General features: G+C 44.1%; 19 protein-coding genes. 3 read left to right on the top strand and 16 right to left on the bottom strand.

What is annotated here, in order from left to right:
* Positions 1-8 precede the first annotated feature (8 nt).
* A complete protein-coding gene (locus tag AC58PV_RS30960) occupies positions 9-980 on the bottom strand; it encodes an ABC transporter permease (protein WP_497436747.1) in 972 nt (323 codons plus the stop codon).
* A 251-nt stretch (positions 981-1,231) separates the two neighbouring features.
* Between AC58PV_RS30960 and AC58PV_RS30965 the strand changes: the two genes are divergently transcribed.
* Positions 1,232-3,223 (top strand): beta-galactosidase, encoded by a 1,992-nt coding sequence (locus tag AC58PV_RS30965; RefSeq protein ID WP_497436748.1) that lies wholly within the window; start codon positions 1,232-1,234, stop codon positions 3,221-3,223.
* Positions 3,224-3,343: 120 nt separating this feature from the next.
* Positions 3,344-4,102 carry a YheC/YheD family protein gene (locus tag AC58PV_RS30970; protein WP_497436750.1) on the top strand — a complete coding sequence of 253 codons (759 nt, stop codon included), beginning with the start codon at positions 3,344-3,346 and terminating at the stop codon, positions 4,100-4,102.
* Positions 4,103-4,414: 312 nt separating this feature from the next.
* On the opposite strand, the gene AC58PV_RS30975 is transcribed toward AC58PV_RS30970, so the two are convergent.
* The 9 genes from AC58PV_RS30975 to AC58PV_RS31015 form a co-directional block, all read right to left on the bottom strand.
* Entirely contained in the window at positions 4,415-5,458 is a 1,044-nt protein-coding gene (locus AC58PV_RS30975) for a glycoside hydrolase family 88/105 protein (RefSeq protein ID WP_497436751.1), read from the bottom strand.
* A 31-nt stretch (positions 5,459-5,489) separates the two neighbouring features.
* The gene (locus AC58PV_RS30980) at positions 5,490-6,266 is read right to left on the bottom strand and encodes a carbohydrate ABC transporter permease (protein ID WP_497436814.1); all 777 of its coding nucleotides are present in this window, start codon (positions 6,264-6,266) and stop codon (positions 5,490-5,492) included.
* 67 nt (positions 6,267-6,333) lie between these two features.
* Positions 6,334-7,236: a carbohydrate ABC transporter permease gene (locus tag AC58PV_RS30985; RefSeq protein ID WP_497436752.1), complete on the bottom strand. Its 903-nt coding sequence runs from the start codon at positions 7,234-7,236 to the stop codon at positions 6,334-6,336.
* Positions 7,237-7,789: 553 nt separating this feature from the next.
* Complete coding sequence (locus AC58PV_RS30990; protein ID WP_497436753.1) at positions 7,790-9,124, bottom strand: ABC transporter substrate-binding protein; 1,335 nt, start codon at positions 9,122-9,124, stop codon at positions 7,790-7,792.
* A 96-nt stretch (positions 9,125-9,220) separates the two neighbouring features.
* The gene (locus AC58PV_RS30995) at positions 9,221-10,783 is read right to left on the bottom strand and encodes a response regulator transcription factor (protein WP_497436755.1); all 1,563 of its coding nucleotides are present in this window, start codon (positions 10,781-10,783) and stop codon (positions 9,221-9,223) included.
* Positions 10,784-10,786: 3 nt separating this feature from the next.
* Entirely contained in the window at positions 10,787-12,535 is a 1,749-nt protein-coding gene (locus AC58PV_RS31000) for a sensor histidine kinase (protein WP_497436756.1), read from the bottom strand.
* A 141-nt stretch (positions 12,536-12,676) separates the two neighbouring features.
* On the bottom strand, positions 12,677-13,597 hold the full coding sequence (locus AC58PV_RS31005; RefSeq protein WP_497436757.1) for an ABC transporter permease: 921 nt from the start codon (positions 13,595-13,597) through the stop codon (positions 12,677-12,679).
* Between the two features lie 81 nt (positions 13,598-13,678).
* A complete protein-coding gene (locus AC58PV_RS31010) occupies positions 13,679-15,232 on the bottom strand; it encodes an extracellular solute-binding protein (RefSeq protein WP_497436758.1) in 1,554 nt (517 codons plus the stop codon).
* Between the two features lie 64 nt (positions 15,233-15,296).
* The gene (locus AC58PV_RS31015; RefSeq protein WP_497436760.1) at positions 15,297-16,187 is read right to left on the bottom strand and encodes a carbohydrate ABC transporter permease; all 891 of its coding nucleotides are present in this window, start codon (positions 16,185-16,187) and stop codon (positions 15,297-15,299) included.
* A gap of 237 nt (positions 16,188-16,424) precedes the next feature.
* Between AC58PV_RS31015 and AC58PV_RS31020 the strand changes: the two genes are divergently transcribed.
* Positions 16,425-18,668 (top strand): helix-turn-helix domain-containing protein, encoded by a 2,244-nt coding sequence (locus AC58PV_RS31020; RefSeq protein WP_497436761.1) that lies wholly within the window; start codon positions 16,425-16,427, stop codon positions 18,666-18,668.
* Positions 18,669-18,726: 58 nt separating this feature from the next.
* On the opposite strand, the gene AC58PV_RS31025 is transcribed toward AC58PV_RS31020, so the two are convergent.
* The 6 genes from AC58PV_RS31025 to AC58PV_RS31050 all read right to left on the bottom strand — a co-directional run bounded on the left by AC58PV_RS31025 (position 18,727) and on the right by AC58PV_RS31050 (position 24,260).
* Complete coding sequence (locus AC58PV_RS31025; RefSeq protein WP_497436762.1) at positions 18,727-18,879, bottom strand: hypothetical protein; 153 nt, start codon at positions 18,877-18,879, stop codon at positions 18,727-18,729.
* A gap of 57 nt (positions 18,880-18,936) precedes the next feature.
* On the bottom strand, positions 18,937-20,166 hold the full coding sequence (locus tag AC58PV_RS31030; protein WP_497436763.1) for a DUF455 family protein: 1,230 nt from the start codon (positions 20,164-20,166) through the stop codon (positions 18,937-18,939).
* A 43-nt stretch (positions 20,167-20,209) separates the two neighbouring features.
* Entirely contained in the window at positions 20,210-21,004 is a 795-nt protein-coding gene (locus AC58PV_RS31035; RefSeq protein ID WP_497436765.1) for a helix-turn-helix transcriptional regulator, read from the bottom strand.
* A 91-nt stretch (positions 21,005-21,095) separates the two neighbouring features.
* A complete protein-coding gene (locus tag AC58PV_RS31040; protein WP_497436766.1) occupies positions 21,096-21,917 on the bottom strand; it encodes a sugar phosphate isomerase/epimerase family protein in 822 nt (273 codons plus the stop codon).
* 5 nt (positions 21,918-21,922) lie between these two features.
* Complete coding sequence (locus AC58PV_RS31045; protein ID WP_497436767.1) at positions 21,923-23,095, bottom strand: dihydrodipicolinate synthase family protein; 1,173 nt, start codon at positions 23,093-23,095, stop codon at positions 21,923-21,925.
* A gap of 13 nt (positions 23,096-23,108) precedes the next feature.
* Complete coding sequence (locus AC58PV_RS31050; protein WP_497436815.1) at positions 23,109-24,260, bottom strand: Gfo/Idh/MocA family protein; 1,152 nt, start codon at positions 24,258-24,260, stop codon at positions 23,109-23,111.
* Positions 24,261-24,485: the final 225 nt, after the last annotated feature.

Raw genomic sequence — 24,485 nt, forward strand, 5'->3', positions numbered from 1 at the left:
TACTCCCACTAATAAATGCCGGATTGTCCGAACCGTTTCGCTGTCCAGTTCGCGCCGAGTACCAGAATGACGCCAATGACCGCTTTAAACAAACCAACTGCTGTACTATAACTAAACGCGCCTTGCGTGATCCCCATCATGTAGACATAGGTATCAAATACTTCCGCAACTTCCCTGTTCAATGGATTCAGCATCAGGAAAATTTGTTCAAAACCGTTATCCAACACATCCCCCATCCGCAAAATGAGCAGAATCACGATTGTGCTGCGAATCGATGGCAGTGTAATGTGCCACAGCTGTCGGAAGCGGTTAGCGCCATCCACAATGGAAGCTTCATATTGTTCCACATCGACCCCAGCAAGCGCAGCAAGGAAGATAATTGTGCCAAACCCGCATTCCTTCCACATCGTTTGTATAATGATCATCGGCCGAAACCATTCGGGACTAGCTAAGAAGTCAATTTTATGACCCGCATATTTCTCCAGAAGCTCGTTAACCAACCCTCCTTGCGTCGTTAAGAAGACATACGTTAAGGAGGCCACAATGACTAAAGATATGAAATGCGGTACATAAATTAACGTTTGAATCGTTCGTTTGTACATATTGACCCTGACTTCATTTAATAGAAGGGCAAGCACAATCGGTGCCGGGAAGTAAAACACCAAATTATATAATGAAAGCAGCAATGTATTGCGAAGGAGCATGAAAAACTCTGGATTTTGAAAAAATACACGAAAATGCTCCAAGCCAACCCAGTCACTCTTCCAAAAGCCTAGAAAAGGCTGATAATTCTTAAAGGCGAGCAACACACCCCACATGGGCACATATTTAAAAATAATGAAATACAATAAGCCTGGCGCTAACAATGCGTAGATCCATTTATCTTTGCGCAATCTGGCCCATACCTGTGACCTGCGAAGCCCTTGTGCCTCGCTCACTTGAATCAGCTCTCTGTTGTTAGGAACAGTTCCCTGTTTCATCCTCTTCACCTCCATGTCATGATCGCCTTGTGAGCGTTTGTAGCCTTATTATGCATCCCCTGTGATTTACCGCCTATCAGACATTTTTGTAAGCCCTTCCAAACCGATAAATTCTCGTTGCATCAAGAAAGTGCAAACCGAGCAAAACAGTAAAAAGTTCCATATTTACCCATCAAGAATGTGTTATTGCCCCGGAGTAAAATAGCACTTATAGTAGAAACTAACTTTCTGATAAAGGATGGATGATGATAATGGCTAAAAAGTTATATCATGGAGCGGCTTGGTATCCTGAGCTTTGGGATCAATCCGTCATTGAACAAGATATCGTTCTGATGAAGCAAGCAGGCATGAATGTCGTGCGAATCGGCGAATTCGCCTGGTCGAATATGGAGCCAACAGAGGGAAATATTGATCTTGGATTTTTTGTACGAATGGTTAACCTCTTGTATGAAAATGGGATAGAAACCGTCATGTGTACGCCGACACCTACACCGCCCATTTGGTTCACACATGGCCATCCAGAACGCATGTATGTGAATGAAAAGCTTGAAGTGATGGGCCATGGATCGCGTCAGCATGCTTGTACGAATCATCCTTATTTCCGCGAAAAAGCAGCCATCATCACGGAGCACATTGCAAGAGCTATCGGACGTTTACCTGGCCTGATCGGTTGGCAGATCGACAACGAATTCAAAGCCCATGTCTCGGAATGTATGTGCGGAACCTGCCTCACGCAGTGGCATTCCTGGTTAGAAGAACGCTACGGAACCATTGAAGAGCTGAATGATGCATGGGGCGCCCACATTTGGAGCGAAAATTATCACAGCTTCGAGCAAGTTCCGCAGCCTGGTCCTGTGCCGTTCTTGCACAATTCATCCCTTAGTACGATGTATCAACTATTTTCTATGGAGAAAATCGCTCAGTTCTCAGACGAACAGGCAGCCATTATCCGCCAATTCTCCGCCGCGCCGATCACGCATAATAGCAGCGTCGCCTTCAGCGTCGATAATGAGCGTTTATTCCGCGAGTTGGATTTTGCTTCATTCGATACGTACGCGACTTACGATCATCCAGCGAACTACCTATTGAATAATGATCTGTGGCGGAACTTTAAGCGCGGCCGCGATTACTGGATCATGGAAACAAGTCCCTCCCATGCAGCTTCACTGGCAAGCTACGCCAAGCCGCATCCCAACGGCTATCTCAAAGCCGAAGCAGTAGCCGCTTATGCCTTGGGGGCAGAAGCTTTCTGTTATTGGCTATGGCGGCAGCAACGGGCTGGCTGCGAACAGCCGCATGGCTCGGTTATCAGTTCATGGGGTAAACCTACAATTGGTTTCCCGAATGTGTTGGAAGTCGAGCAAGCTAGACAAGAGATTGAAGCTACCATATTAGCAACTCGCCCGACTCAGGCTGAAGTTGCCATGACCTATTCGGATCGCGCCAAAGCGTTTCTGAAAACGGAACCGCATCAGAATCTGAATCATCGCGGTCTTGTGACCAGTTTCTATGAGCGGATTCTCCATCTAGGCATCCACCGGGATCTCATTCCAGAAGGTGCTGAACTGGAAGGGTACAAGCTGCTGTTTACGCCATTCCTCCCTCATATCTCAGAGGATTTGATGAAACGTGCTGCTGCTTTCGTCGCAGAAGGCGGCGTATGGGTCGTTGGTCCTCTGTCTGGCGGTCGCACCGAAGAGCATACGATGCATACGCATGCGGCACTGGGAGACTTGGAGCACCTCGCAGGTGTAGAAACAGTCTACACATTCCCTATGGACGGCAGCGGTTCGATCGGCAACGCCTTTGAGGTTGCTGCTCCGCTCTCGCTATGGAGCTCCGTCTTCGAGCCGAAGGACGCCAATGCCCTTGGAACCATTGCATCGGGGATCACACCGGGACTGGCTTTCCTTACCGAGCGAGCTTATGGCAAAGGGAAGATCGTTATGCTCGGCTCCATGCCGACTGGGGATGCTGGCGAGCAATTGTTGAATAAGCTGATCCTGCGGTATGCGGATGATGCAGGAGTGCAACTGCGGACTGACGTAACGGCAGGTACCATTGTTGCACCGCGACATGGCGATGGCTGCGAGGTATGGGTCGTGGTTAACATGGATGGCGCAGGCGGCCGTGTGACACTTCCGCGTGAGGGTGTAGATCCGATCACGGGAACTGTCTATCCTGAAGGGCAGCTCACACTTGGCCGTTATGAACATAAAGTGATTCAATTCACTGCTGACTAGTTAAAGTTACCTAAACTAAGCCACTATAGCAGCCATGCAAATTGGATTCCTCAACTGGGTATAAGCACTGACAAGCAGCGTACACCTCACATACGATGTCTAAAAAGAGGTGTACTTCCTATGCCCACGTATAAAAGCAGTTCAATCAAAAGCAAATGGCGTAAAACAAAGTGGCTGCTTGAGCAACCTCAGTTGCGTCACTATGTCCCTCGAACATTGCTTTTTACGAAAACCAATTTGCATACGATGCTAAATGACTATAAGACGGTCTTCTTCAAGCCGACAGATGGTTCTGGAGGTTCAAATATTATACGTATTAAAAGGCAGCCGGAAGGCTTCCAAACCCAATTGAATCGAACGAAACACTTCTATTCCACTAGGAAGATACTGCACGGCAACTTGTCCAAACATGCGGGCAAGCGCTCCTATTTACTCCAGAAAGGGATTAAGCTTGCCAAAACCAATGGCAGACCCTTCGATATTCGCGTGATGGTGCAGAAAAACAATCAAGGTGAATGGGTCAGCACAGGCATCTTTGCCAAAATCGGAAGACAAGGAAAAGTAGCTACGAACTATAATCAGGGCGGAACTATTGGCTATTTCAAGCCTACGATGCGCGGAGCAGGCTACGGCGCTGCTGACATTCAAGAGCGTGAAGTGCAACTAAAGCAATTAGGCGTGGCGGTTGGAAATGCATTTGACAATCACAAACGAGGATTCCGAGAACTGGGTCTCGATGTCGCAATTGATTCCCAAGGGGTTCCCTGGATACTTGAAGTGAATACGAGGCCACAGTTCTACCCGCTGAAGAACATGTCTAATCGCAAGTTGTATCGACAGATGGTCGACATAGGGAAGCAGTATGGGCGTAAGAAGTAGAAGTTGTTGGTTAGGATCATGAGACAAATCAGCTAACATATGACATATGTGAAATATGCGAAATAGATGGAAAGCCTCCATCTTTTTCTTTGTTTTATTTCCAATTTTATGAAATAACAGGAAAACCTCCAGTTAATTAAGCCATTTCTGTGCGTTTCGCAGAGAATGACCGATTTTAACTGGAGGTTTTCCATTTATATTTACTTTTCACCAGAAATACTTGAAAATAACTTTATTTTTTCCATCTAACCTATGCCGATCGGGCTAAGGTGTGATAAGTCGGGTCATGTTGGTCGGTCGGGCTATGGCCGATTAGCACCCGTTTCCGAAGTTATCCTTCTTCGAGTTCAGCACCTCAGCAAGGAACGTCAAGGTTAACCCTTGTCCCCATCCTTGAATGCGTTTGTCCGGAACGCCTTTGTAACCTTCGGCGTTTTTCATGACAGCCGTACCCGCGGAGACGCCAGTCACTGTGCCTTCCTCGGTAATGCGTGCCAAGATACCGTCGATCGATTTCTGCGTGTATTTGTTATACAGTCGGCCTCGCGTTAACAAAGCTGTGGCAATTCCAGCTGATCCGGAAGTTTCCAGCGGCGCTGAGGCATCATCCAGAATGGTGTGCCACAAACCTGAATCATCCTGCAATCGGACAAGTGCACTTAGTTGATCACGCAGCGATCCATCAATGATCATGAACGAAGGATGCGTTACTTCAACGAGATGAAGTGCACGTGCCATCGTAAGGGCCGCCCAGGAGTTCCCGCGTGCCCAGAACATAGCGGACATATTATTTTGCGCGATATTGTCCCAGCCATGATAGTACAGGTTCGTTTTCGCATCCTGCAAGACGTTCTCATGCCCATGATACTGTTTCAAGCCTAGCTCGAAATAATCATCTTTATTTAGTAATTTCCCAACACGAAGCAGGAAGTAACCCGCCATAAACATCGTATCTACCCAAGCTTGTTCTGGAAAGTTATACGTCTCCGAATTAACCGTATGCTGGAGAATGTCATCTCCAAACCGTTCCGCTTGTGTCGCAAGGAAATCAGCCATTTCCTTTACCGTGTCTAAGTATTTCTCTTCTTGGGTCACCTCATAGAGAGTCAGAAGGGAGTGACCGATAGAAACCGCATTGACCGAAAGTTTCGGCAAGCCGTCCTCCATATTTTCGTCTACCCAAGCCTTCAGTCTTGTAAGATAGGATTCATTTCCAGTTGCCTCATAAGCTTCGCATACCCCATAGAAAGCAACACCACCTGGCCAATCCCATCCGAAGTCCATTCGAAACGTGCGATCTACCACACGGTCAATGGCTGCTCTGATATCATTTTCCTCAAATACTAATTTCGGCATGTCTATAAGCTCTCCTCTCATTCTCGATCCTCTATCCTTTCAAGCCGCTCGTGCTAATCCCATCAACAATGTACCGTTGGAAAATGAAGAATACGACTACAATCGGTACAAGTGACGCGGATGCCATAGCGAACATGCCGCCCCAGTTGTTCACAGACTCTCCATCCAAGAATAATTTCAACGCCAGGGACACAGGGTACATGCTCGGTTTATTTAAATATAAGAGCGGGTTAATGAAATCTTCCCAACGCCAGTAGAAAGAGAAAATCGTTGATGTGATAAGCGCTGGCACGATAAGTGGAACCAAAATCCGGAAAAAGATACTGTATTTAGAGCAGCCGTCCATTTTGGCAGCTTCATCTAGCTCAATAGGAATCGTGCGAATGAACTGCATAATCAGGAAGATAAAGAATGGAATAGCGAAAAACTGCGGAACGATGATCGGCTTAAAGGAGCCAATCCATTCTAATTTTGCAAACAATACGTATTGTGGAATGATAGTCACATCATGCGGCAGCATCATCGTTAACATCATACAGCCGAACCAGAAGTTTCTGCCAAAAAATGGAATACGCCCAAAAGCATAAGCAACAAGCGCAGAACTTGCTACCGCACCGATCGTGGATAGGATTACGATATAGAACGAGTTCATGAAGAAGCGACCGAAAGAATTGCCTGCGAAGCCTTTCCAACCTGTTTGAAAGTTCTCCCAAGCAATCTTGCTCGGAATCAAGCTGTAAGCGGTTGAAAAGATTTCACTATTAGGCTTCAGCGAGCTTGCAAGCAGCCAAATGATGGGATACATCATGATAAGCGAGCCTAGAACTAGAAGGAGATGATAGCTAAAGCGTTTATAAGGATTCGAATGTGCCATATTATTTCTCTCCTTTGTTTTCATAGTAAACCCAGTATTTCGATGTTTGGAAAATAACGAGTGCAATGATACCAACAAGAATTAGCATGACCCATGCCATCGCGGAAGCATAACCCATTTCGTAGAATTGGAATGCTCTGCGGTATAAGTACAAAGAATACAATAAGGTATTGTCCAGTGGCCCACCTTCACCGCGCGAGATAATATAAGCTGGTGTAAAAGTCATGAAGGCAGAGATGGTTTGCATGATCAGATTGAACAGGATAATTGGGCTAAGTAGTGGAAGTGTGATTTTGAAGAACTGGCGAATTTTATTCGCGCCATCTACGCTAGCCGCTTCATAATAGGAAGCTGGAATGTTTTTGAGACCAGCAAGAAAGATTAGCATAGAAGAACCGAACTGCCAGACGGACAGGGCAATCAGCGTCCATAGTGCTGTCGACGGATTACCAATCCAAGATGTATCTGTGTGAATGCCGATTGCACCCAATGCGGAGTTAATCAAACCTTTATCTCCGAACACTTGCGTCCACATGATGGATACGGCCACGCTGCCCCCGATCAAGGAAGGCAAGTAAAACGAGGAGCGATAAACACCGATACCAGAGACCGCTTTATTCAACAGAACTGCCACCATTAAAGCAAATGCAAGTCTTAGTGGCACACTGGCGAACACGTACGTGAAAGTTACACTGACGGATTTCCAATACTTGTCGTCCGCGGTAAACATTTTTTCATAGTTGTCGAAACCGATAAAACTAGGTGCATCAAACAGGTTGTAATCCGTAAATGAATAGAAGAGTGAAGAAAAAATCGGATACAGTGTGAAGATGAGAAACCCCAGAATGAAAGGGGAAGCAAATATGTACCCCACCAGGTTATCGTTATAGCGCAGCTTGTTCATTGGTGATCAACCCCTAACGTCGATTTTTGAAGTGGAAGCCTCGCTTCCTCTCTTTTGTATCTTCATTATAAAAGAATCGAAGAGCTGCCAGAAGGCAAAAAACCGTTCTGTTTGTATAAATAACAGACTGATAATAACGGTTACATTCTTCGATTAGATGTTCATTTCTATCGTGGGGTACGGCAGGCTCGGGTGTTAATTGAGAGCTAAAGCTGACGATCCCCACGGATTCTACTCTTCACCTGCCATTAGTGATGAAAAACATCACTAAAGCTGACGATCTCGACGGATCCGGCTCTTCACCTATGCTTTAGTGATGAAAAACATCACTAAAGCTGTCGATCCCGACGGATCCGGCTCTTCTCCTGCGCTTTAGTGATGAAAAACATCACTAAAGCTGACAATCCCGGCGGATCGGACTCCTCTCCTACGCTTTAGTGATGAAAAACATCACTAAAGCTGTCGATCCCGACGGATCCGGCTCTTCACCGATCCCACCTGAACAATGAAAAGCCTCCGCACATATAGAGATGCGGAGGCTTTCAGCACAAGCTTATTTTTTATTTTTAGCCAAGATTGCATTTGCGTCCTTACGGAATTTCGCGGCGCCTTCTTCGACTGTCAACTTTTTGTACATGATTTGTTCTGCTGTGTCTTTAAGCAATTTCTCTACTTCAACAGAGCCAATTGGGTTTGGTGGATCCATTGGGGAAGCATTTTTCTCAGCCCATGCAACGTACTCGAATACTTTCTTTTGTTCAGGCGTCAATAGCGGCATCAAAGCTTCTTTCACTTTGGAGGAAACAGGTACACCGCGCTCACCCATGATGATTTTGTTCGCATCGATATCATTGATCAAGAAATCAACGAATTTTGCTGCTTCTTCTTTGTTCTTGGAGCTTTTGGACACAGACCAGAACATACTTGGTTTCAAGAAGAGTGCTTTATTTTGACCCCAGCTTGGCGTTTTCATGATATCTAGCGAACGCTTCGCAGCTGTGTTGAATCCAATAAATTGGTTGGACCAAGCAAATGTTGTAGCCGCGTTGCCAAGTACCATTTCATCGTCTTCCGCTGTTCCTTTTTTCTGTGCTAACTTATCTAGCGGCAGTAAGTAACCGGAATCATACCATTTTTTGTACATCGTGTAGTAGTCAACAAACGCTTTATCATCGGAATAGCCAAGACTAGCGCCATCAGCTGCATATAGCTTTTGACCAACGCTTCTCAGATAGAACGGGAAGTACACATCGTGACGAAGATCACCAGCAAGCAACTTGCCTTTGGCTTTCAGCGATGCGCCCACGGCATCTAGATCACCGAATGTCCAGTCATCCTTAAGTGTAATGCCATTATCTTTCAACATTTGCGGATCAATGGTAGCACCTAAAGCATTGGAGCCTGCGTTCATTGCAACCAGTTTACCGTCGATTTTACCGCCAGAGAGGCTATTTTCAGCAACATCTTTCACATTCAGTACACCGCTTGTTGTAAATGGTGTCAAATCTTCCAATTGCCCTCTAGTACCATATTGCGTAACGTAGGAAACGTCCATTTGGAAAACGTCTGGTAATCCGTTAGCAGCAGCCTGTGGTGCAAGCTTCTTCCAGTAGTCGTCGAATGCTGCATATTCGGATTCGATTTTCACATTCGGATGCTTCTGTTGATACAGCTCAATGACTTTCAATGTATAGTCATGACGTGCTTGTCCGCCCCACCAAGCTACGCGCAGTGTAACTGGATCCCCTTTGCTGCTTGTTGTAGGTGCTGAACTTGCTGCTGGGCTAGCGCCTGTACTTGGTGCGCTTGTAGATCCGCTAGAACCGCTTGTCCCACAACCTGCAAGTAGTAATGCAGCTGATATAACCGTAAACATGACTTTTTTCATCTGTTATTTCCTCCCCAAAGTTGTAATCGTTTTCTTTCTACTTGTATTATGCCGCTGGAAGGAGCAAACGTTAATCCAAAATACAGACCTATTTGTTTAAAATGCAGAGGTGTCCGTCGATTTCATGTATTCTGATGGGGTTGAACCTCGATATTTCTTAAACACTTGACTAAAATATTGAGGATTGTCTCCGAAACCAAGTCGTTCAGCGAGTTCAAATATTTTGACATCGGCATCCTCAGCAATCATTTCAGTGGCACGGTTAATTCTCGTTTTCATCACATAATTAGAGAACTTCTCTCCCGTTTCTTTCTTAAATAGCTTTCCAAGATAGTCTGCATTCATATACAACATATCATGCGCAACCCAATTCAAGCTCAGCTCTGAGTTGCCTAGCTGGGAATTAATAACGTCAATTACTTTTTGAACAATCGCACTATGTTTCACTTTGTTAAGTCCATAGAATCGTTCCGTCATGGTAATAACGACATTCTCCATAAACGTTTGAATCATCTGAAGCGTATTCATCTCCACAATCAAGGGAATTTGAGTGAAATAGTGATTCATCTCGTCTGGCGCGCATTGTCGGACAAGAGATACAAATTGCTGAATGACATAGGATTTCGTTGCATCAATATCTAGCTGAGCTTCTTTCAAGTCCCCGATAAAAGCAAGTAAAGCCGCTTCCGCTTCCTCACGATGTCCTGACCTCACTGACATATTGAGTCGTTCCTCATCCCAAACAAGCTCCTTGGGCGAAGCTTCTTGAGAGACTTCGGTGTCTTTCCGGGTAATGAGACTGCCCTCTCCCAAATAAAAGCGATAATTAAGCAGATGCAAGCATTGTCTATACAATGTTCTAGCTCCAGTAATATGGCTCGGTTCACTTAACGCGATGGTTGCATCTCTTTTATAATAACTTTGGAAAGTGTCTCGTATATGATAAATGCGCTCATGGAGCTGATCAATTTCATCGGATTCTTCCAGCAAAATTAAAACATGATTGCCTATTGTCGTACTTAGCAGCGGACTAACTAATATTTCTTGGGCAATATTCTTGATGGCAAACAGATGCTCAAACTCAAACCCTTCTTCCAACTGGAACAAAAGCAGTCGAATTTGGTAATCAAAATCAAGCTTAAACAAGCTTCGGAAATAATCCCAATCCACTTGGCCATACGTCTTATTCGTCACAAACTCCTTGAGGAATTGTTCCTTTACATGCGGCATTACTTTCTCAAGCTCCGCCTTCATCTTCCGAACGAATGATTCCTTACTCGTTTCTTGTTCAAGGTCAGCCACGATCTCCTTAAGCGCTTCCCCAATCTTCCCTTCATTCGTCGGCTTGAGTAAATAATGTTTCACACCATATTGCATCGCACGGCTCGCATAATCAAATTCGCCAAAACCTGATAGCAGCACGAAGCGAATCTGTGGATAAGCCTCATGCACTCGGGCCACAAGCTCTAGCCCATCCATCCCGGGCATACGAATATCGCTTATAATTATGTCAGGCATCTGTCGCTGTATACATTCAAAGGCTTCAACACCATTTCGTGCAGTCCCCATAAGCTCTGTTTGTAAAGAAGTCCAGTCCACCATACGTGAAATGCCATCCAGAATAATTCGTTCATCATCAACTAACAATACTTTATACATGACTTATTCCTCCTGTCCTTTGGGTAAACGTAGAATAATGGAAGCCCCTTGCTCAGCAGATTCATCCACATGAATACCATAGGCTTCTCCAAAGGCTAGCTTCATTCGATCATCAATATTGAGAAGACCAATGCCTTTGCCCTTCGTAGTTACTTCACCACTACGCAGCCTGTCAATCATCCCTTTCGGGAATCCCGGGCCTGTATCATCAACGGCAAGGAAGACTCCGTCTTCGGTACTCCAGCCGCGGATCGAGATTTCACAAGGTTCAATCGTGGATTCCAGCGCATAATGAATCGCATTCTCCATCAATGGTTGAAGAGTCAATTTGGGAATAGGCCGGCTCATTAATTCTTCAGGCACATTCAGTTTAAACACCAATCGTTCTTCAAAGCGAATTTTCTGTATCGTCACATAACTGCGGACGATATCAATCTCTTCACCGAGAGTAATAATAGGCTCCTTCAAATCAACAGAGTGGCGAAGCAAATACGCTAGCGCTTCTACCATCTCGGAAATTTTGGCTTGGCGATTCACTTTGGCCATCCAATTAATGGATTCCAACGTATTGTACAGAAAATGAGGATTAATTTGAGACTGCAAGGCCTTAAATTCCGTTTCCTTAATGAGCAGTCGATTCGCATAATTCTCTTGAATCAGCGTATTGATGCGCTCAATCATGAATCGGAAGCTCCGCTGTAAGAGACCTAGTTCATCCATGGCCACTTGGCCCACTGACGGAAATAAATTCGCCTCTTCGAAATTACCTTTCTCCGCTAGTTTCATCCGCACCATAAGTTCGTCAATCGGCCGGGTTAAACTATAGGAGAAACGTATGCCTAACAGAATCACAACGACGAATATCCCGATAAAGACGAATACGACCATTTCCTTGATAAAAATAATACGATCAAAAATTTGATTAAATGGCGTTAAATTTAAGTATGTCCAACCTGTATTCAGTGACTGGATCTGGGCAATGAAATATTCTTCCCCATTCATGTTCTGGATATCATAGCCTTTACCCGCATTCGCAGGCTTCGCTATTCGACGCAAATCGAAGGAAGGTTCACTTGGAAAGATAACATGTTCATCGGATACAATCATCACATCGCCCTCTTCAGGCGCGATATCACGTACAAGCTTCTCAATATTAATTCGAATGACTAATGTGCCTAGATAGTCCAAATCAAAGTTCGTTTTGTGAAACGAACGAATTTCTCGTGTTGCAAGCAAGGCTGAGTCCTTGCTATCCGGATATATCCAGCGATTTTCGCCATTCCCTTCTGCTGCCACATTCATAATTTGCCTTTTCCGTTCAGCGTCCATTCTAAGAATGTTACCGCCTTCATGCTCATTTCCATTGGCATCCATAATTTGAATAGAAAATAAATAAGGTTCTTCACCTGAATAGCTGATCAAACGATCTACCAAATATTGACTAATGATGAGACGGTCATAATCGGACGGATTTTTCTTGAGTGAAGTTAACCATTCTTGCACCTGCTCCTCGGCCAGAATCCGATATGAGAGCTGTTGCAACCGCTTAAGTTCTGTTTCGATCGCTGTGGATGATAAATTGAGTACACGTGAAGATTTATCATAAATTTGCCCATCGTAGATCGAAAACACATACTGCTGGATCAGAATTGTAAATGCCAATGAAACCGCGATAATCATCGTTATCAAAATCGACAACTTATTTTTGATCTTCATATGCCGATACGTATCAAGAACTGAACGTAATCCCATAGCTGGCCGACTCCCTATTTCGTTTTTATCGATTATGGCATTCCGAGGGAAAATGGTCAACGTTAAACAGTTAAAAACGAAATAGACCGCTTCCCTTGAATATCAAGGAAACGCGGTCCTATTACACTATACGGCTGCTTCTTAGAACAAAGCATTCTCCTTACTAGCCTTCCTAACAGAAGTATTTACAATGATAATTATGATGAAATTCAGTACGGACTGGTACACGCCAACGGCTGCGGACATCCCAAATTCCTGCATATCAAGGAGCGCACGAAATGCGTATGTATCAATGACATCTGTTTTATCAAATAATATACCGTTCGTACCAATAAGTTGATAGAACATGCCGAAATCGCCTCGCGCGATTTGACTAATTTTTAGCAAAAGAAGAACCATGATGGTTGGTACAATAGATGGAAGTGTAATATGAATAATACGTTGCAGGACATTTGCGCCATCTATTTTGGCTGCTTCATACATTTCTGTATCGATCCCTGCAATACTCGCTAAATAAATGACCGTTCCATAACCAACTGTTTTCCAAGCGCTGAAGAAAACAAGTATATACGGCCATAGTTTCGGGCTGTTATAAAAGTTCATTGGGTCGAAACCCAGAGATTTCAACACGGTATTGACTGCACCGAATTCATAGTTCAATAGATTGTAAACGATGGCTCCAGCAACAACCCAAGAGATGAAATAGGGTAGAAAAATGACAGACTGCAGTATTTTCTTGAAATACTTCCCTGCTAACTCGAACAGCACAATTGCAATGAAAATTTCCAGAAAGTTATTCACGATGAGAAAAATAAAGTTATATACGATGGTGTTTTTGGTGACGAGAAGTGCCTTCCCCGATTCAAAGAAAAACGTAAAATTATCAAACCCAACCCAGGGGCTACCGAATATCCCCTTGCTATACGTGTAGGATTTAAAGGCTACAACCAAACCTGCCATTGGTAAATAACTAAATACAAGAAAGAAAAGCACGGCTGGCAAAATCATGATGTACATCGTACGATTTTTAATTAAATCTCCCCATAATCTCTTTGCGATCATCCGAATAACCTCCTAGTAGCCAATAACAAGAGAGAGACCGCCCGATAACAGGCGCTGTCTCTCTTGCTCCCATGATCTCTCTTATTTATTGTTTTTCAAGAACTCATCAATTTGTTTTTGTGCTTCTGCTTGAACTTTCTCTAAGCCAGCTTCTTTGTACTTCGCATTTAATGTTTTTACCGCTTCATTTGCATCTGCAAGAACACCAAGATTGATTGGATCACGATATTGATCTTTCACGTTTTTAATAGCTGCTAATTCATTCTTGATATTCGTTGTATCTAGTACGAAGTTAAGCAATGGATTCGTTACGGCCGTTTTCGTCCATGCTTCTTTAATCGTGGTGAAGGCAGCTGGTTGATCTGCTAATGCTTTATAAAGACCTGCCGTTCTCCAACCCCAAGGTGAACCTGAATCCGGTTTGAAGCCTGAATCCGAACCGTTTAATGCTTGAATTTTCTTATCAGATGTCAAGTCATAATGTTTCCCTTTGATACCATACGTAGTGAGGTTAAAGTAGTCTTCGTTGTTGCGGAAAAGATCCAGCATCATTAGCGCGCGCTCCGGATTCTTGGAATTTGCATTAATCGACATTCCGTTGCCTGTATAGTTATTTACATACGTTGCTTTACCGTTGTACAAGTCAAACATTTCGGCTTTCCACTCTGGATGTTTTTGGTTTGCCGCAGTAACTGTATTGCTCATATCCAGGGAGTTTCCTGCCATAGAAGCACTTTTACCTGCTAGGAAAGATTCCTTACTTGGTGTTTTATTGACAAGCGCATTTTTGGACCAGAAACCACGTTTATTCCAATCCGCCATCTTCTTGGCATACTCCAAATATTGTGGAGATTGTGCAACATCAACGATTTTTCCTGATTTATCCTTCAGATCGATAGAAAGTAAGGAATTGCTCACAATAACTTTCGTTGTCGTTTCCGCCCCGATAATCATATCGTACATCGAGTAACCGGCTCCATTCTCGTCAAACGGAACCAAACTAGGTTCATTTTTCGCAATCGTGTCTAAATATTTTTCATAATCATCAATCGTTTTAAGTGGAGCAATTTTATATTTTTCACGGAGATCTCCTCTTACTCCTACAGTTGCCATACCGAAATCTTTATTGGAGTTAGGCACCATGAAGATTTTGTTCTGTACCTTGGCTTGATCCCAAGCTTCTTTCGGCATTTCTTTCATCGTTAACGGTGCATACTTGTTCAGCAAGTCAGGAGTCAATTCTTTGAATGAGCCTTTATTCGCAAATTCGCTGTATTTGTACCAATTCGCAGAGAATACAAGGTCGAAGTCTTCCCCAGTTGCGAACAACAACGGGTATTTCTGAGCATAATCGCCCCAAGATAAAAAGACGGGCTCTACCGTAGCATTAATATCTTTTTTGAGCATTTTATTGACTTCATCATAGACAAGTCCGAGATCCTTCGGGGCATCTCCAATTAAATACATTTTCAATTTAACTTCTTTGGATGTATCTGGCTTCGTGGCTGCCGCTTCCGTTGTCGCCGGTGCTGTACTGCCTTTTGGCGTTTCTTCCGTAGCGGTTTTGGATGTACAACCTGCGATGAGCATGGAAGCGGTTAAACCTACGGCCATAAGTACTCTGAATTGTTTCATTGATAAATCCTCCCCTTAATCTGATTATACATGAAGCCATATGATAAACCGGCATAAACCGGGTTCACCCTTTTACAGAGCCAATCGTAATTCCTTGGATAAAATATTTTTGTACAAACGGATACAATAAAATGATTGGACCTGTTGCCACAACCGTCATAGCCAGCTTAAACGATTCTTTCGGCGTATCCATGACGACCGCGCCTTGAGCGGCAACGGAAGCGTTGGAGAACGTTAAGCTATTCAAAATTTTGTACAAGAAATACTGCAGCGGGTATAAACTCTCTTTATTTACGAATAAGGTCGCATGGTACCAATCGTTCCAATAATTCAGCGCAATGAACAAGCCAATCGTAGCAAGTGCTGGTTTCAGCAGCGGCAAAATCACAGAGACGAAAATTCGGAAATCGCCAGCTCCATCTATTTTCGCTGATTCACTAATGGCATCCGGGATTGTTGAGCTAATAAAGCTTCTTAATATAATGATGTAAAATACATTCAACAACAGGGGTACAATCAAGGCCAGAATGGAATCCTTGAAGCCCAAGTATTTGACAATCAAGATATACCAAGGAACTAGCCCCCCTGAAAACAACGTTGTGAAAAAGAAATAGAAGGAAATCACATTACGATACGTAAAATCTTTCCTTTGCAATACATAGGCAGTCATCGCCGAAAGAAACAAACCAACGATCGTACCCACGATTGTTACTAGCAGCGTAATTTTATACGCATTTAGTATTTGCTTTGGATTTTTAATAATGAACGAATATGCCTCTGTCGAAAATGTTTGCGGGAACAGTTGATAGCCATTTTTAACGATTTCGGATTCATCTGTCAATGAACCCATAATAATCATGACAAATGGGATCACACACAATGCTGCGAATGCAATAATAATTAGATATCCGATAATGTTAAATGAATATTTCTCTACAGTATGTCTACTCTCCATGCAGACCCTCCATCTCAGGTGTGGTTAGGATGACCGGTTTCCTACCTTCATACTAGCCCATGTCGTAATTTGATGTATACTTCACAATCCCTTGAAAACACTCTACTTTTTAGAGGAATTGGGCTATACAAATTTGTACATCTATACACTTTTTGCAGATACACTTACGTATTTTTAGGTATTTCATTATAATAAAACGTACATGGAAGATCCTGTTTGATGAAGGAGCAACAACATATGCAGATCATTACAGAAGCCCGCACCTCCAAGAAACTTTATGCGAACATTTTTCTCTCACTCATCATTTGCATCATTGTTACGATCGTGACCCTATCGTTTGCGCTCTATGCTAATTTTGAGAAAATCGCGCTTTCGAATATTTATGCTTCAGAGAAAAGCAGCCTTTCCCAATCTAGCTATAGTGCTAAATCTATGATTGAAAGCTCAACGAATTATGCTCTCCAAATTTATGCAGATCCGCAGTTCGATAAATTGCTCCACTATACTGCACCGAATTCATTAGACACGAATAATGCGCTCAACCGCTTGAGCACCTATATGAATGTAAGTAATTTCTTCCATTCCATCTATATTTACAGCAAAAACTCAAAGACCATTTACGCTACATCTCAATCTTCCATCAAAAATATACAAGATATTGAGCATTTCTCAGATCCTGATGCTGTCAAACTAATTGAGAATTTCAGCACCTATAAGCGGCTTGCACCCATACCACGAATCATTCCCATTCAGACGCCTTTTCAAGGTGTTGAGAAGTTGACCAATGTGTACACCTTCGTATTTTACGATTTGCAAGGTCCTTCTAAAGATTTGGACAATGTCATTATGCTTAATGTTTCCGAACGTTGGATGAAGGAAGCGATTATGAGCTTGGATATGAATAAAAGCGGCTCCACTTTCATCATTGACAGCAAGGGCCAATTAGTCACAAGTACAGAGTCTATGCCTTTCCTTTCAGACTTAAAGGATCGTCCCTATATTCATAAGCTGTTAACCGCTTCCACGATGCAACCTTCGGATTATTTTGTTGATGATGTCGAGGGTGTGAAATCGTTGGTTGTCTATTCTAAACATGATCAAACGGGCTGGACGTTCATCCGTGTTCTTCCTTACGATACGATTATGGGTAAAATTGATGCTATGAAGAAGAATGTGCTCATCGTTTGCACCATTCTCTTACTAATTGGCCTTACCGTTTCGTATCTCATCTCCAAATCCTTGCACAAACCAATTGATCGTGTCATTTCAAGAATGAATTTACTTACCAATGAGAAACGTAACAATCAATTTAAACTCAAACAAGATTTTCTACGCCGATTAATTTGGGATAGCTCTTCCAAGCGACTTATGGATATGGAAGCCAAACTGCAAGAATATGAAATTGGCGTAGATCCCTACCGAGATTTCATCGTCATCCTGTTAAGTATCGATCATTTCGACCAGTTTTCCAGTCAATACAACTTTGAAGATCGTTCTCTATTGAAGTACGGAACCATGAATATTGCGACAGAACTATTCGGAAGTCTTGGTAAATGTGAGTGTATAGATGTGGATGAGCGACATGTGGCTGTGCTGTTAAATGGGGATTTTCAGGACACCCTGCCTCTTCGAGAGCTAGCCTTGCGAGTACAAGATTCCATTCAAGTTTATTTAAACCTTTCGATGACCATTGCGATCAGCGAAGTAGGGGACAATCTATTCGAAATCTCGGATCTTCACAAAGAAACCGTGCAATTGTTGGAGCATAAATTTGTCTTCGGATACCGAAGCATCTTGCAGAGTTCCCATGTTCCGCAGGCTGCGCAACAGGTGTTTGTTCATCCTATTGCCCTTGAGAATAATATGCTGGAAACGCTTAAGCTAGGGAAAGCAGATGAGACGAGGAAATGGTTCAATGACATATTAACGGCAACGGATCATCAATCTTATCTTGTCTATACGATGCTTTTCCACCAATTAGCCTATTCTATCTCGACGACTGCCATTCATTTGGAGAAAAGCTCAGGCATCACGTTTAACTATGACTTCACGCACTTCGTTCAGCAGCTGCATAGGTTGGAAACCTTGCAAGATGTTCGCAACCATTTCAGTGATTTAATTGAATCCATATGCGCTGGTTTGAAGGAGCGTAAGAGTTCCAAACATGATAACCTTGTAGCTACCGTGGATAAAATCATTCAGGAACACTATGCCGATCGTGAATTGTCCTTGTTTAAAATTGCTGAACTCATCGATATGTCACCTGCTTATCTAGGACGAATTTTTAAGAAACTGATTGCGCAGTCTATCCCTGATTATCTGAATGAATATCGAATTGAGCGGGCGAAGGTATTCCTTTCCACGACGCATGACTCCATTGAGGAAATTTCGCAGAAAACAGGATACAACAACAGTACCTACTTCTATAAAGTGTTTAAAAAATATACAGGCATTACCCCGGCTGAGTATAGGAACGGATAGTAGGAAAAAGGGCTTACACAGTAGACTGTGCAAGCCCTTGCTATTGCTATTTACTAAATCAGTCGCAATTACGATCGTTCTCCTCGTTTCGCTCATGTCTGCCAAACAGATCTCTCCAGATATCTCTCCAGTTATTCCTTCGCTCTTCACTGGCAACTTCTTCCCCATCTTCTTGCCAAAACAAGAATTGACAAATGAAATCTGAATCCATACCGTTCTCGCCTCCTAGGCACACGCTATCCACTTTATTATGAGAACCTTGCGTCACTTACCATGGAACCTTCTGCCCTTCAGTCATATTATTAGCATTATTTTCCATATATTTGGCAATTTCTGCTTGAACATCCTCAATCGTTCTGGCGTCGTCCTTGAGAAAAAAATCCATCCATTGTTTGCCGTAACGAACATGATTCGACTCGTCAGACCAATCTACATCAGCAAACAACTGCGAACGTGGGTCTCCTTCTTGCTCGTAGTATCTTACCCTTACACTCTTGCGAGGCATAAAATAAACCTCAAGTCCTAATGTCAAATAACAAAGCCGATGAAGTAACGGCAGCCCTTGAGAATTATCGAATAATACCATATTGACTACGGAAGGCTCGACGCCTAATTCACGCAAGCGAATGGCTCCAAATTCCGCATGCCTGACTTCATCCCAGAAGTGGTGGGCAATATCCATGAAATATTGCCTTGGGGCATCCAATTTCCATGAATCATAGATAATCGTAGCCAGTAAAGCAGCAGCATAAAACTCGTTGAAATAGACTTTAAATTCCCCTATTGAGCGTTCTTTTAGAGGTAAGTTAAGCTTAGATTGATAACTTCCCAAATCGGCATGAACAATACGATGATCAAATACCATCGTAGATGGCCAATCGAATTGAGCCTTCTCCGGTCGCATCGCACTCTTCCCGCTACGAAGTCCTAATCCACTAATACCGCCGGCTTCTTCGATGAGTCCTTCCAAATATTGTGTCCACGGCGATGTATTCACCTGTGAATTCCCGTACTGTTGCTGCTCAAGCTCTTGGACAGCCTGTAGTTCATTCTCTGCATCTACTTGTAATCGAAGTAAGATTCGGATTTCCAACGCATTGGCACTTGCATCTGCAACATCCAAATGTTCTTTGTACATATGGACGAGATGCCCCAACATCCAAGATAAGCCAGTAATAAAACTGTGATCATCTGGAGCTTGAACCAATTCTTCCCCAATTCGTGCTAGCCCTGGCTCAATATTGGCATCGCGATGGCGACCGCCGCGCAACTCTTCCAACCGCGTCCCAAGCTCATTCAACCGTTCTGCATGTGCGTAGAGATGATAACCGAGTTTAATCTTAGTCTCCCAATTCGGCATCTTGAGAAACCACCCGGCAAGCGCTCTAATGCAACTCTGCTCTACATAAGCATACCGTCTAAATAGCTCGACTGATTTGCTAATGTCCATCCCCTTTTGACCACGACGATCTACATAAGCCTGTAAGTTCTCATTCATCGTACATTCTCCCTTTCAATCAAGAAATGATAGCGGTTACAAGTTAAGTTTCATGCCGATTCATCTGACGAAATACAGTAGGGGACATCTGAGCCAGTTGTTTAAAACTTCTGTAAAACGTCGGTAATGATTCGTAGCCTACCTCAAAGCATAGCGATACAATGTTCATATCCGTCTCAGCAAGTAGTTTCTTAGCCAAACTATGCCTGATCTCATTCACATATTGCATAGGTGTCTGCTTATACCGTTCTTTAAATATCGTATTCGAATAGCGTGCGCTGACTCCAAACTTTTGTGCCAACTGCTCGGCAGTCAGCGATTCGTAATAATGCTTCTCTATATAAGTGCGAATTTTCTCTGCTCGGAGACTATTCGCATCTTGCATGCATTCAGACTGCCTTGCTCTGCATAATCCCAATAGGATTTCGCTTAGGTGCGTTCGCATGGCCCAGTCATGAAACAACCCCTGCTGTCTTTCCTCGAATAAGAGCTTCCTCAGAAGTAATTTGATCTCATTCGCTTGCAGATGAGGAAGTTTACAACAAAACGACCCTGTAAAACCGATATCCTCCTTGTTTAACGGTGTGAACATGCCTTCCAACATATCTTCATCAAATGACAAAACCAGTAAAGTCATACGTGTATTGGAGGAAACGGCGTGCTTCGAGTACGGAAATATAACCATCGTCGAATGTTCCGATATGTGGTGTGAATCCCCCTCCAGCAGAATGCTGCCTTCCCCGTCAATGACGTACAATAACTGGTAATGATGATGAAAATGTACGCGGATATTATAGCCCTCCGTATGTTTATTTTCGTACAAGTGGATACCGTTCACGGCCGCTGCACCTCCATAATACTGTTAGAGCGAAATAGGATGAGGAGCGAATGGCTCACTCTTCATCCTTATTATAGCGAACAGCTCCAACTTATACATACTCCAAATAACGATTCTTCATCAATTCCAGCACGTCATCACCTGAGCAATCCCATATCGCTTGATTAAAGATTTCCACTTCAATTGGCCCTGCATATCCTGCTGCTTCTACCGCTTCCCTTATTCTGCGCAGTTCAATGACGCCATCGCCCATCATTCCGCGTCCTAGCAACAAGTCTGGTGTAGGGACAATCCAATCTGATACATGATAACCTAGGATACGTCCACTCGCCCTTTCCACTTGAGCATACAATTCGGGGTCCCACCACACGTGGAAAACATCAACCACAACCCCAACTTGCGTGGGGAGGAAAGGCTCAGCAAGGCTATTCGCTTGCGCTAATGTCACAACGACCGATCGCTCCGCCGCATACATCGGGTGAAGAGGTTCGATTCCGAGCTTAACCCCATGCGACTGCGCGAATGGAACGAGTTGCTCTATTCCTTCAGCAACCCATTGCCTTGCACTGCCAAGGTCCCGATCCGGTGCTGGTCCACATACGAGTACCAGCACGTCTGTGCCTAACTCCGCTGCTTCTTCCACTGCACGGCGGTTGTCATCAAGCTTATCCTTGCGTTCGGCAGCTGTTGCTGCGGGAAACATGCCGCCACGGCAAAGACTCGATACTTGTAATCCAGTATCACGAATGATGCGCTTACTTTCTGCTAGGCCTATCTCTGCAACCTTATGACGCCAAGGAGCAATCCAAGGAATGCCTGCTCTTGCACTGCCTTCTACAGCCTCTTTCAAACTCCAATTTGCTGTAGTGATTTGATTTAAGCTGAGACGTTCCCAATCGCGTAGTAGCTGCATACCTCTTATCCCCCTTGAATTCCTGATAGTGCCAAGACTAACTTCATTCGCTGAGTTGCTAGTTCCGGATCAACCAATAAACCTGCCTGATCGGCTAGTGTAAATAATTTCGAGAGATGTACGATAGAGCGTGCTCCTTCTGCTCCGCCGATCATTCTGAAATGAGACTGATGTCCATTCAAATACGCCATAAAGACAATCCCTGTCTTATACGCAAAAGTCGGCTTCTGAAAGATGTGGCGTGATAAAGGTACTGTCTTGGCCAGTATGTCGTTATATTTCGCTAAATCCCCTTCATCAAGAGCGTGCATAGCCGAAGCTGCAGCCGGAGCAATGGCATCAAAGATGCCAAGCAAGGCATGGCTAAAGCCCCTCTCGTCGCCTTGAATAAGCGAGGGATAGTTAAAATCATCACCCGTGTACATCTTGACGCCAGCGGGCAGACGACGACGCATCGTAATTTCTTGATTGGCATCCAGCAGAGAAATCTTGATGCCATCCACCTTCTCAGCGTTAGCATGAATGACACGAAGGCAGACCTCCATAGCCTCGTCCACATTCGCATGCCCCCAATATCCCTTGAGCGAGGGATCGAACATATCTCCCAACCAATGCAAGATCACTGGCTTCGACACTTGCCGCAAAATATGGCCATATACGCGCTCATAGTCCTCAGGGCCTTTGGCGTAACTGGCAAGCGCTCGGCTTGCCATCAGGATAATTGCGCCGCCGTGCCTTTCCACAAACTCACATTGTTCTTCGTAGGCACGGATAATATCCTCAATGGTGACACTTGCACTTGGAAGCAAGTGATCTGTTCCCACGCCACTGGCAACCCGACCTCCGACCGCCTTTGCCTCAGCAATGGAGCGTGCTATCAGCTCTTTGGACCGATCCCAGTTCAAGCCCATCCCGCGTTGTGCGGTATCCATCGCTTCCGCTACGGATAAACCTAGGGACCATAAGTACCGTCGGTATGCTAAGGTCGATTCCCAATCAATTTGAGCATTGGCGAGAGGATCCGCATCCGCATAGGGATCGCAGACGACGTGTGCTGCTGAGTAAGCGATCCGGCTTACGAACGATTTTCCGCTCGGCATTTCAAATGCACCTGCACGACCTGCTTTATATGCGTAGAGAGATCTGTCTTCTCCAATCAATTTCAAATGGCTCGACATCTGTACATTCCTCCTACACGTTCAAATCAGGAACATCAACCCAGCGGCGTTCGCTCCATGAGAGCAGTCCCAAGTCGGATAACTGCGTGCCTTTCGCACCCTCCAGCAAATCCCAAGGAAAAGGTGTATCCAGCACAATATGCTTAAGGAATAATTCCCACTGCACTTTAAAACCATTGTCGTATACTTGATTATCCGGTACTTCCATCCACTGCTCTTTGAAATTAAATGGATTCGGAATGTCTGGGTTCCAAACAGGTTTGCAGGTGTTTACACGATGTTGTGTTTTGCAGTCACGTAAACCGGCAACAGCGCTTCCCTCGGTCCCATCTACTTGAATGGTTAGCAAGTCCTCACGGTTGACACGCACGGCCCAGGAAGAATTGGCTTGCACGATGATACCGCCTTCCAGCTCAAAGGTCGCATATGCTGCATCATCTGCTGTACACGTATATCGGTTACCATTCTCATCGACACGATGAGGAATATGTGTGTAGCCTAAGCACGATACTGAGCGCACTTTGCCAAATAGATTATCGATGACATAACGCCAGTGGGCAAACATGTCGACAATAATTCCGCCGCCGTCTTCTTTGCGATAATTCCAAGATGGACGTTGTCCCGGCTGCCAATCCCCTTCAAAAACCCAATAACCAAACTCCATCCGAACCGTCAATATGTCGCCAAAAAATCCGGAATCCACCAGCCGTTTAAGCTTCATCAAACCTGGGAGAAACAACTTGTCTTGCACGACGCCATTCTTCACACCGGCCTCTTTGGCAAGGCGTGCAAGATCTAGTGATTCCTCAAGACTCGTCCCCGTTGGTTTCTCACAATAAATATGCTTTCCTGCTTGGATCGCTTTACGAACACTTTCAGCACGGAAACTAGTGATCTGTGAATCAAAATATATAGAATCATGGGGATCTGCCAGACATGCATCTAAATTCGTAGAGAATCGCGTAATGCCATAAGCTTCTGCTAGCGCTTTCAATTTATTCTCTTGGCGGCCGACCAAAATTGGATCCGGCATGATGACATCGCCATTGGGCAATTTGACACCGCCTTGATTGCGTATTGCTACGATCGAACGGATAAGATGTTGGTTCGTTCCCATTCGTCCCGTAACACCATTCATGATAATACCGATTTGATGAATTGCCATCATTCATTCTCCCCTTTCATTTCCCGTTGGCCGCTCATTCGATCCACTGCCTAACGTACTATCTTCATCCTACGTACATTTCCATTTCTTGTCATATGACTTTAAGATATGAATTCTCATTTTCGGAACTATAATTTACTCGATTTTTCCCATCCTCATCATCTCCCCCTCGTCCCCAACTCTCGATCAAATCATTACATGGAAAAAGTACAGTTAAATTCACGA

The organism is Paenibacillus sp. J22FR83, assembly GCF_059691955.1.

Bases quoted from the DNA above. Each gene is read 5' to 3' on its own strand.
- AC58PV_RS30960 (WP_497436747.1), bottom strand. From the start codon at position 980: ATGAAACAGGGAACTGTTCCTAACAACAGAGAGCTGATTCAAGTGAGC.
- AC58PV_RS30965 (WP_497436748.1), top strand. From the start codon at position 1,232: ATGGCTAAAAAGTTATATCATGGAGCGGCTTGGTATCCTGAGCTTTGG.
- AC58PV_RS30970 (WP_497436750.1), top strand. From the start codon at position 3,344: ATGCCCACGTATAAAAGCAGTTCAATCAAAAGCAAATGGCGTAAAACA.
- AC58PV_RS30975 (WP_497436751.1), bottom strand. From the start codon at position 5,458: ATGCCGAAATTAGTATTTGAGGAAAATGATATCAGAGCAGCCATTGAC.
- AC58PV_RS30980 (WP_497436814.1), bottom strand. From the start codon at position 6,266: ATGATGTATCCCATCATTTGGCTGCTTGCAAGCTCGCTGAAGCCTAAT.
- AC58PV_RS30985 (WP_497436752.1), bottom strand. From the start codon at position 7,236: ATGAACAAGCTGCGCTATAACGATAACCTGGTGGGGTACATATTTGCT.
- AC58PV_RS30990 (WP_497436753.1), bottom strand. From the start codon at position 9,124: ATGAAAAAAGTCATGTTTACGGTTATATCAGCTGCATTACTACTTGCA.
- AC58PV_RS30995 (WP_497436755.1), bottom strand. From the start codon at position 10,783: ATGTATAAAGTATTGTTAGTTGATGATGAACGAATTATTCTGGATGGC.
- AC58PV_RS31000 (WP_497436756.1), bottom strand. From the start codon at position 12,535: ATGGGATTACGTTCAGTTCTTGATACGTATCGGCATATGAAGATCAAA.
- AC58PV_RS31005 (WP_497436757.1), bottom strand. From the start codon at position 13,597: ATGATCGCAAAGAGATTATGGGGAGATTTAATTAAAAATCGTACGATG.
- AC58PV_RS31010 (WP_497436758.1), bottom strand. From the start codon at position 15,232: ATGAAACAATTCAGAGTACTTATGGCCGTAGGTTTAACCGCTTCCATG.
- AC58PV_RS31015 (WP_497436760.1), bottom strand. From the start codon at position 16,187: ATGGAGAGTAGACATACTGTAGAGAAATATTCATTTAACATTATCGGA.
- AC58PV_RS31020 (WP_497436761.1), top strand. From the start codon at position 16,425: ATGCAGATCATTACAGAAGCCCGCACCTCCAAGAAACTTTATGCGAAC.
- AC58PV_RS31025 (WP_497436762.1), bottom strand. From the start codon at position 18,879: ATGGATTCAGATTTCATTTGTCAATTCTTGTTTTGGCAAGAAGATGGG.
- AC58PV_RS31030 (WP_497436763.1), bottom strand. From the start codon at position 20,166: ATGAATGAGAACTTACAGGCTTATGTAGATCGTCGTGGTCAAAAGGGG.
- AC58PV_RS31040 (WP_497436766.1), bottom strand. From the start codon at position 21,917: ATGCAGCTACTACGCGATTGGGAACGTCTCAGCTTAAATCAAATCACT.
- AC58PV_RS31045 (WP_497436767.1), bottom strand. From the start codon at position 23,095: ATGTCGAGCCATTTGAAATTGATTGGAGAAGACAGATCTCTCTACGCA.
- AC58PV_RS31050 (WP_497436815.1), bottom strand. From the start codon at position 24,260: ATGGCAATTCATCAAATCGGTATTATCATGAATGGTGTTACGGGACGA.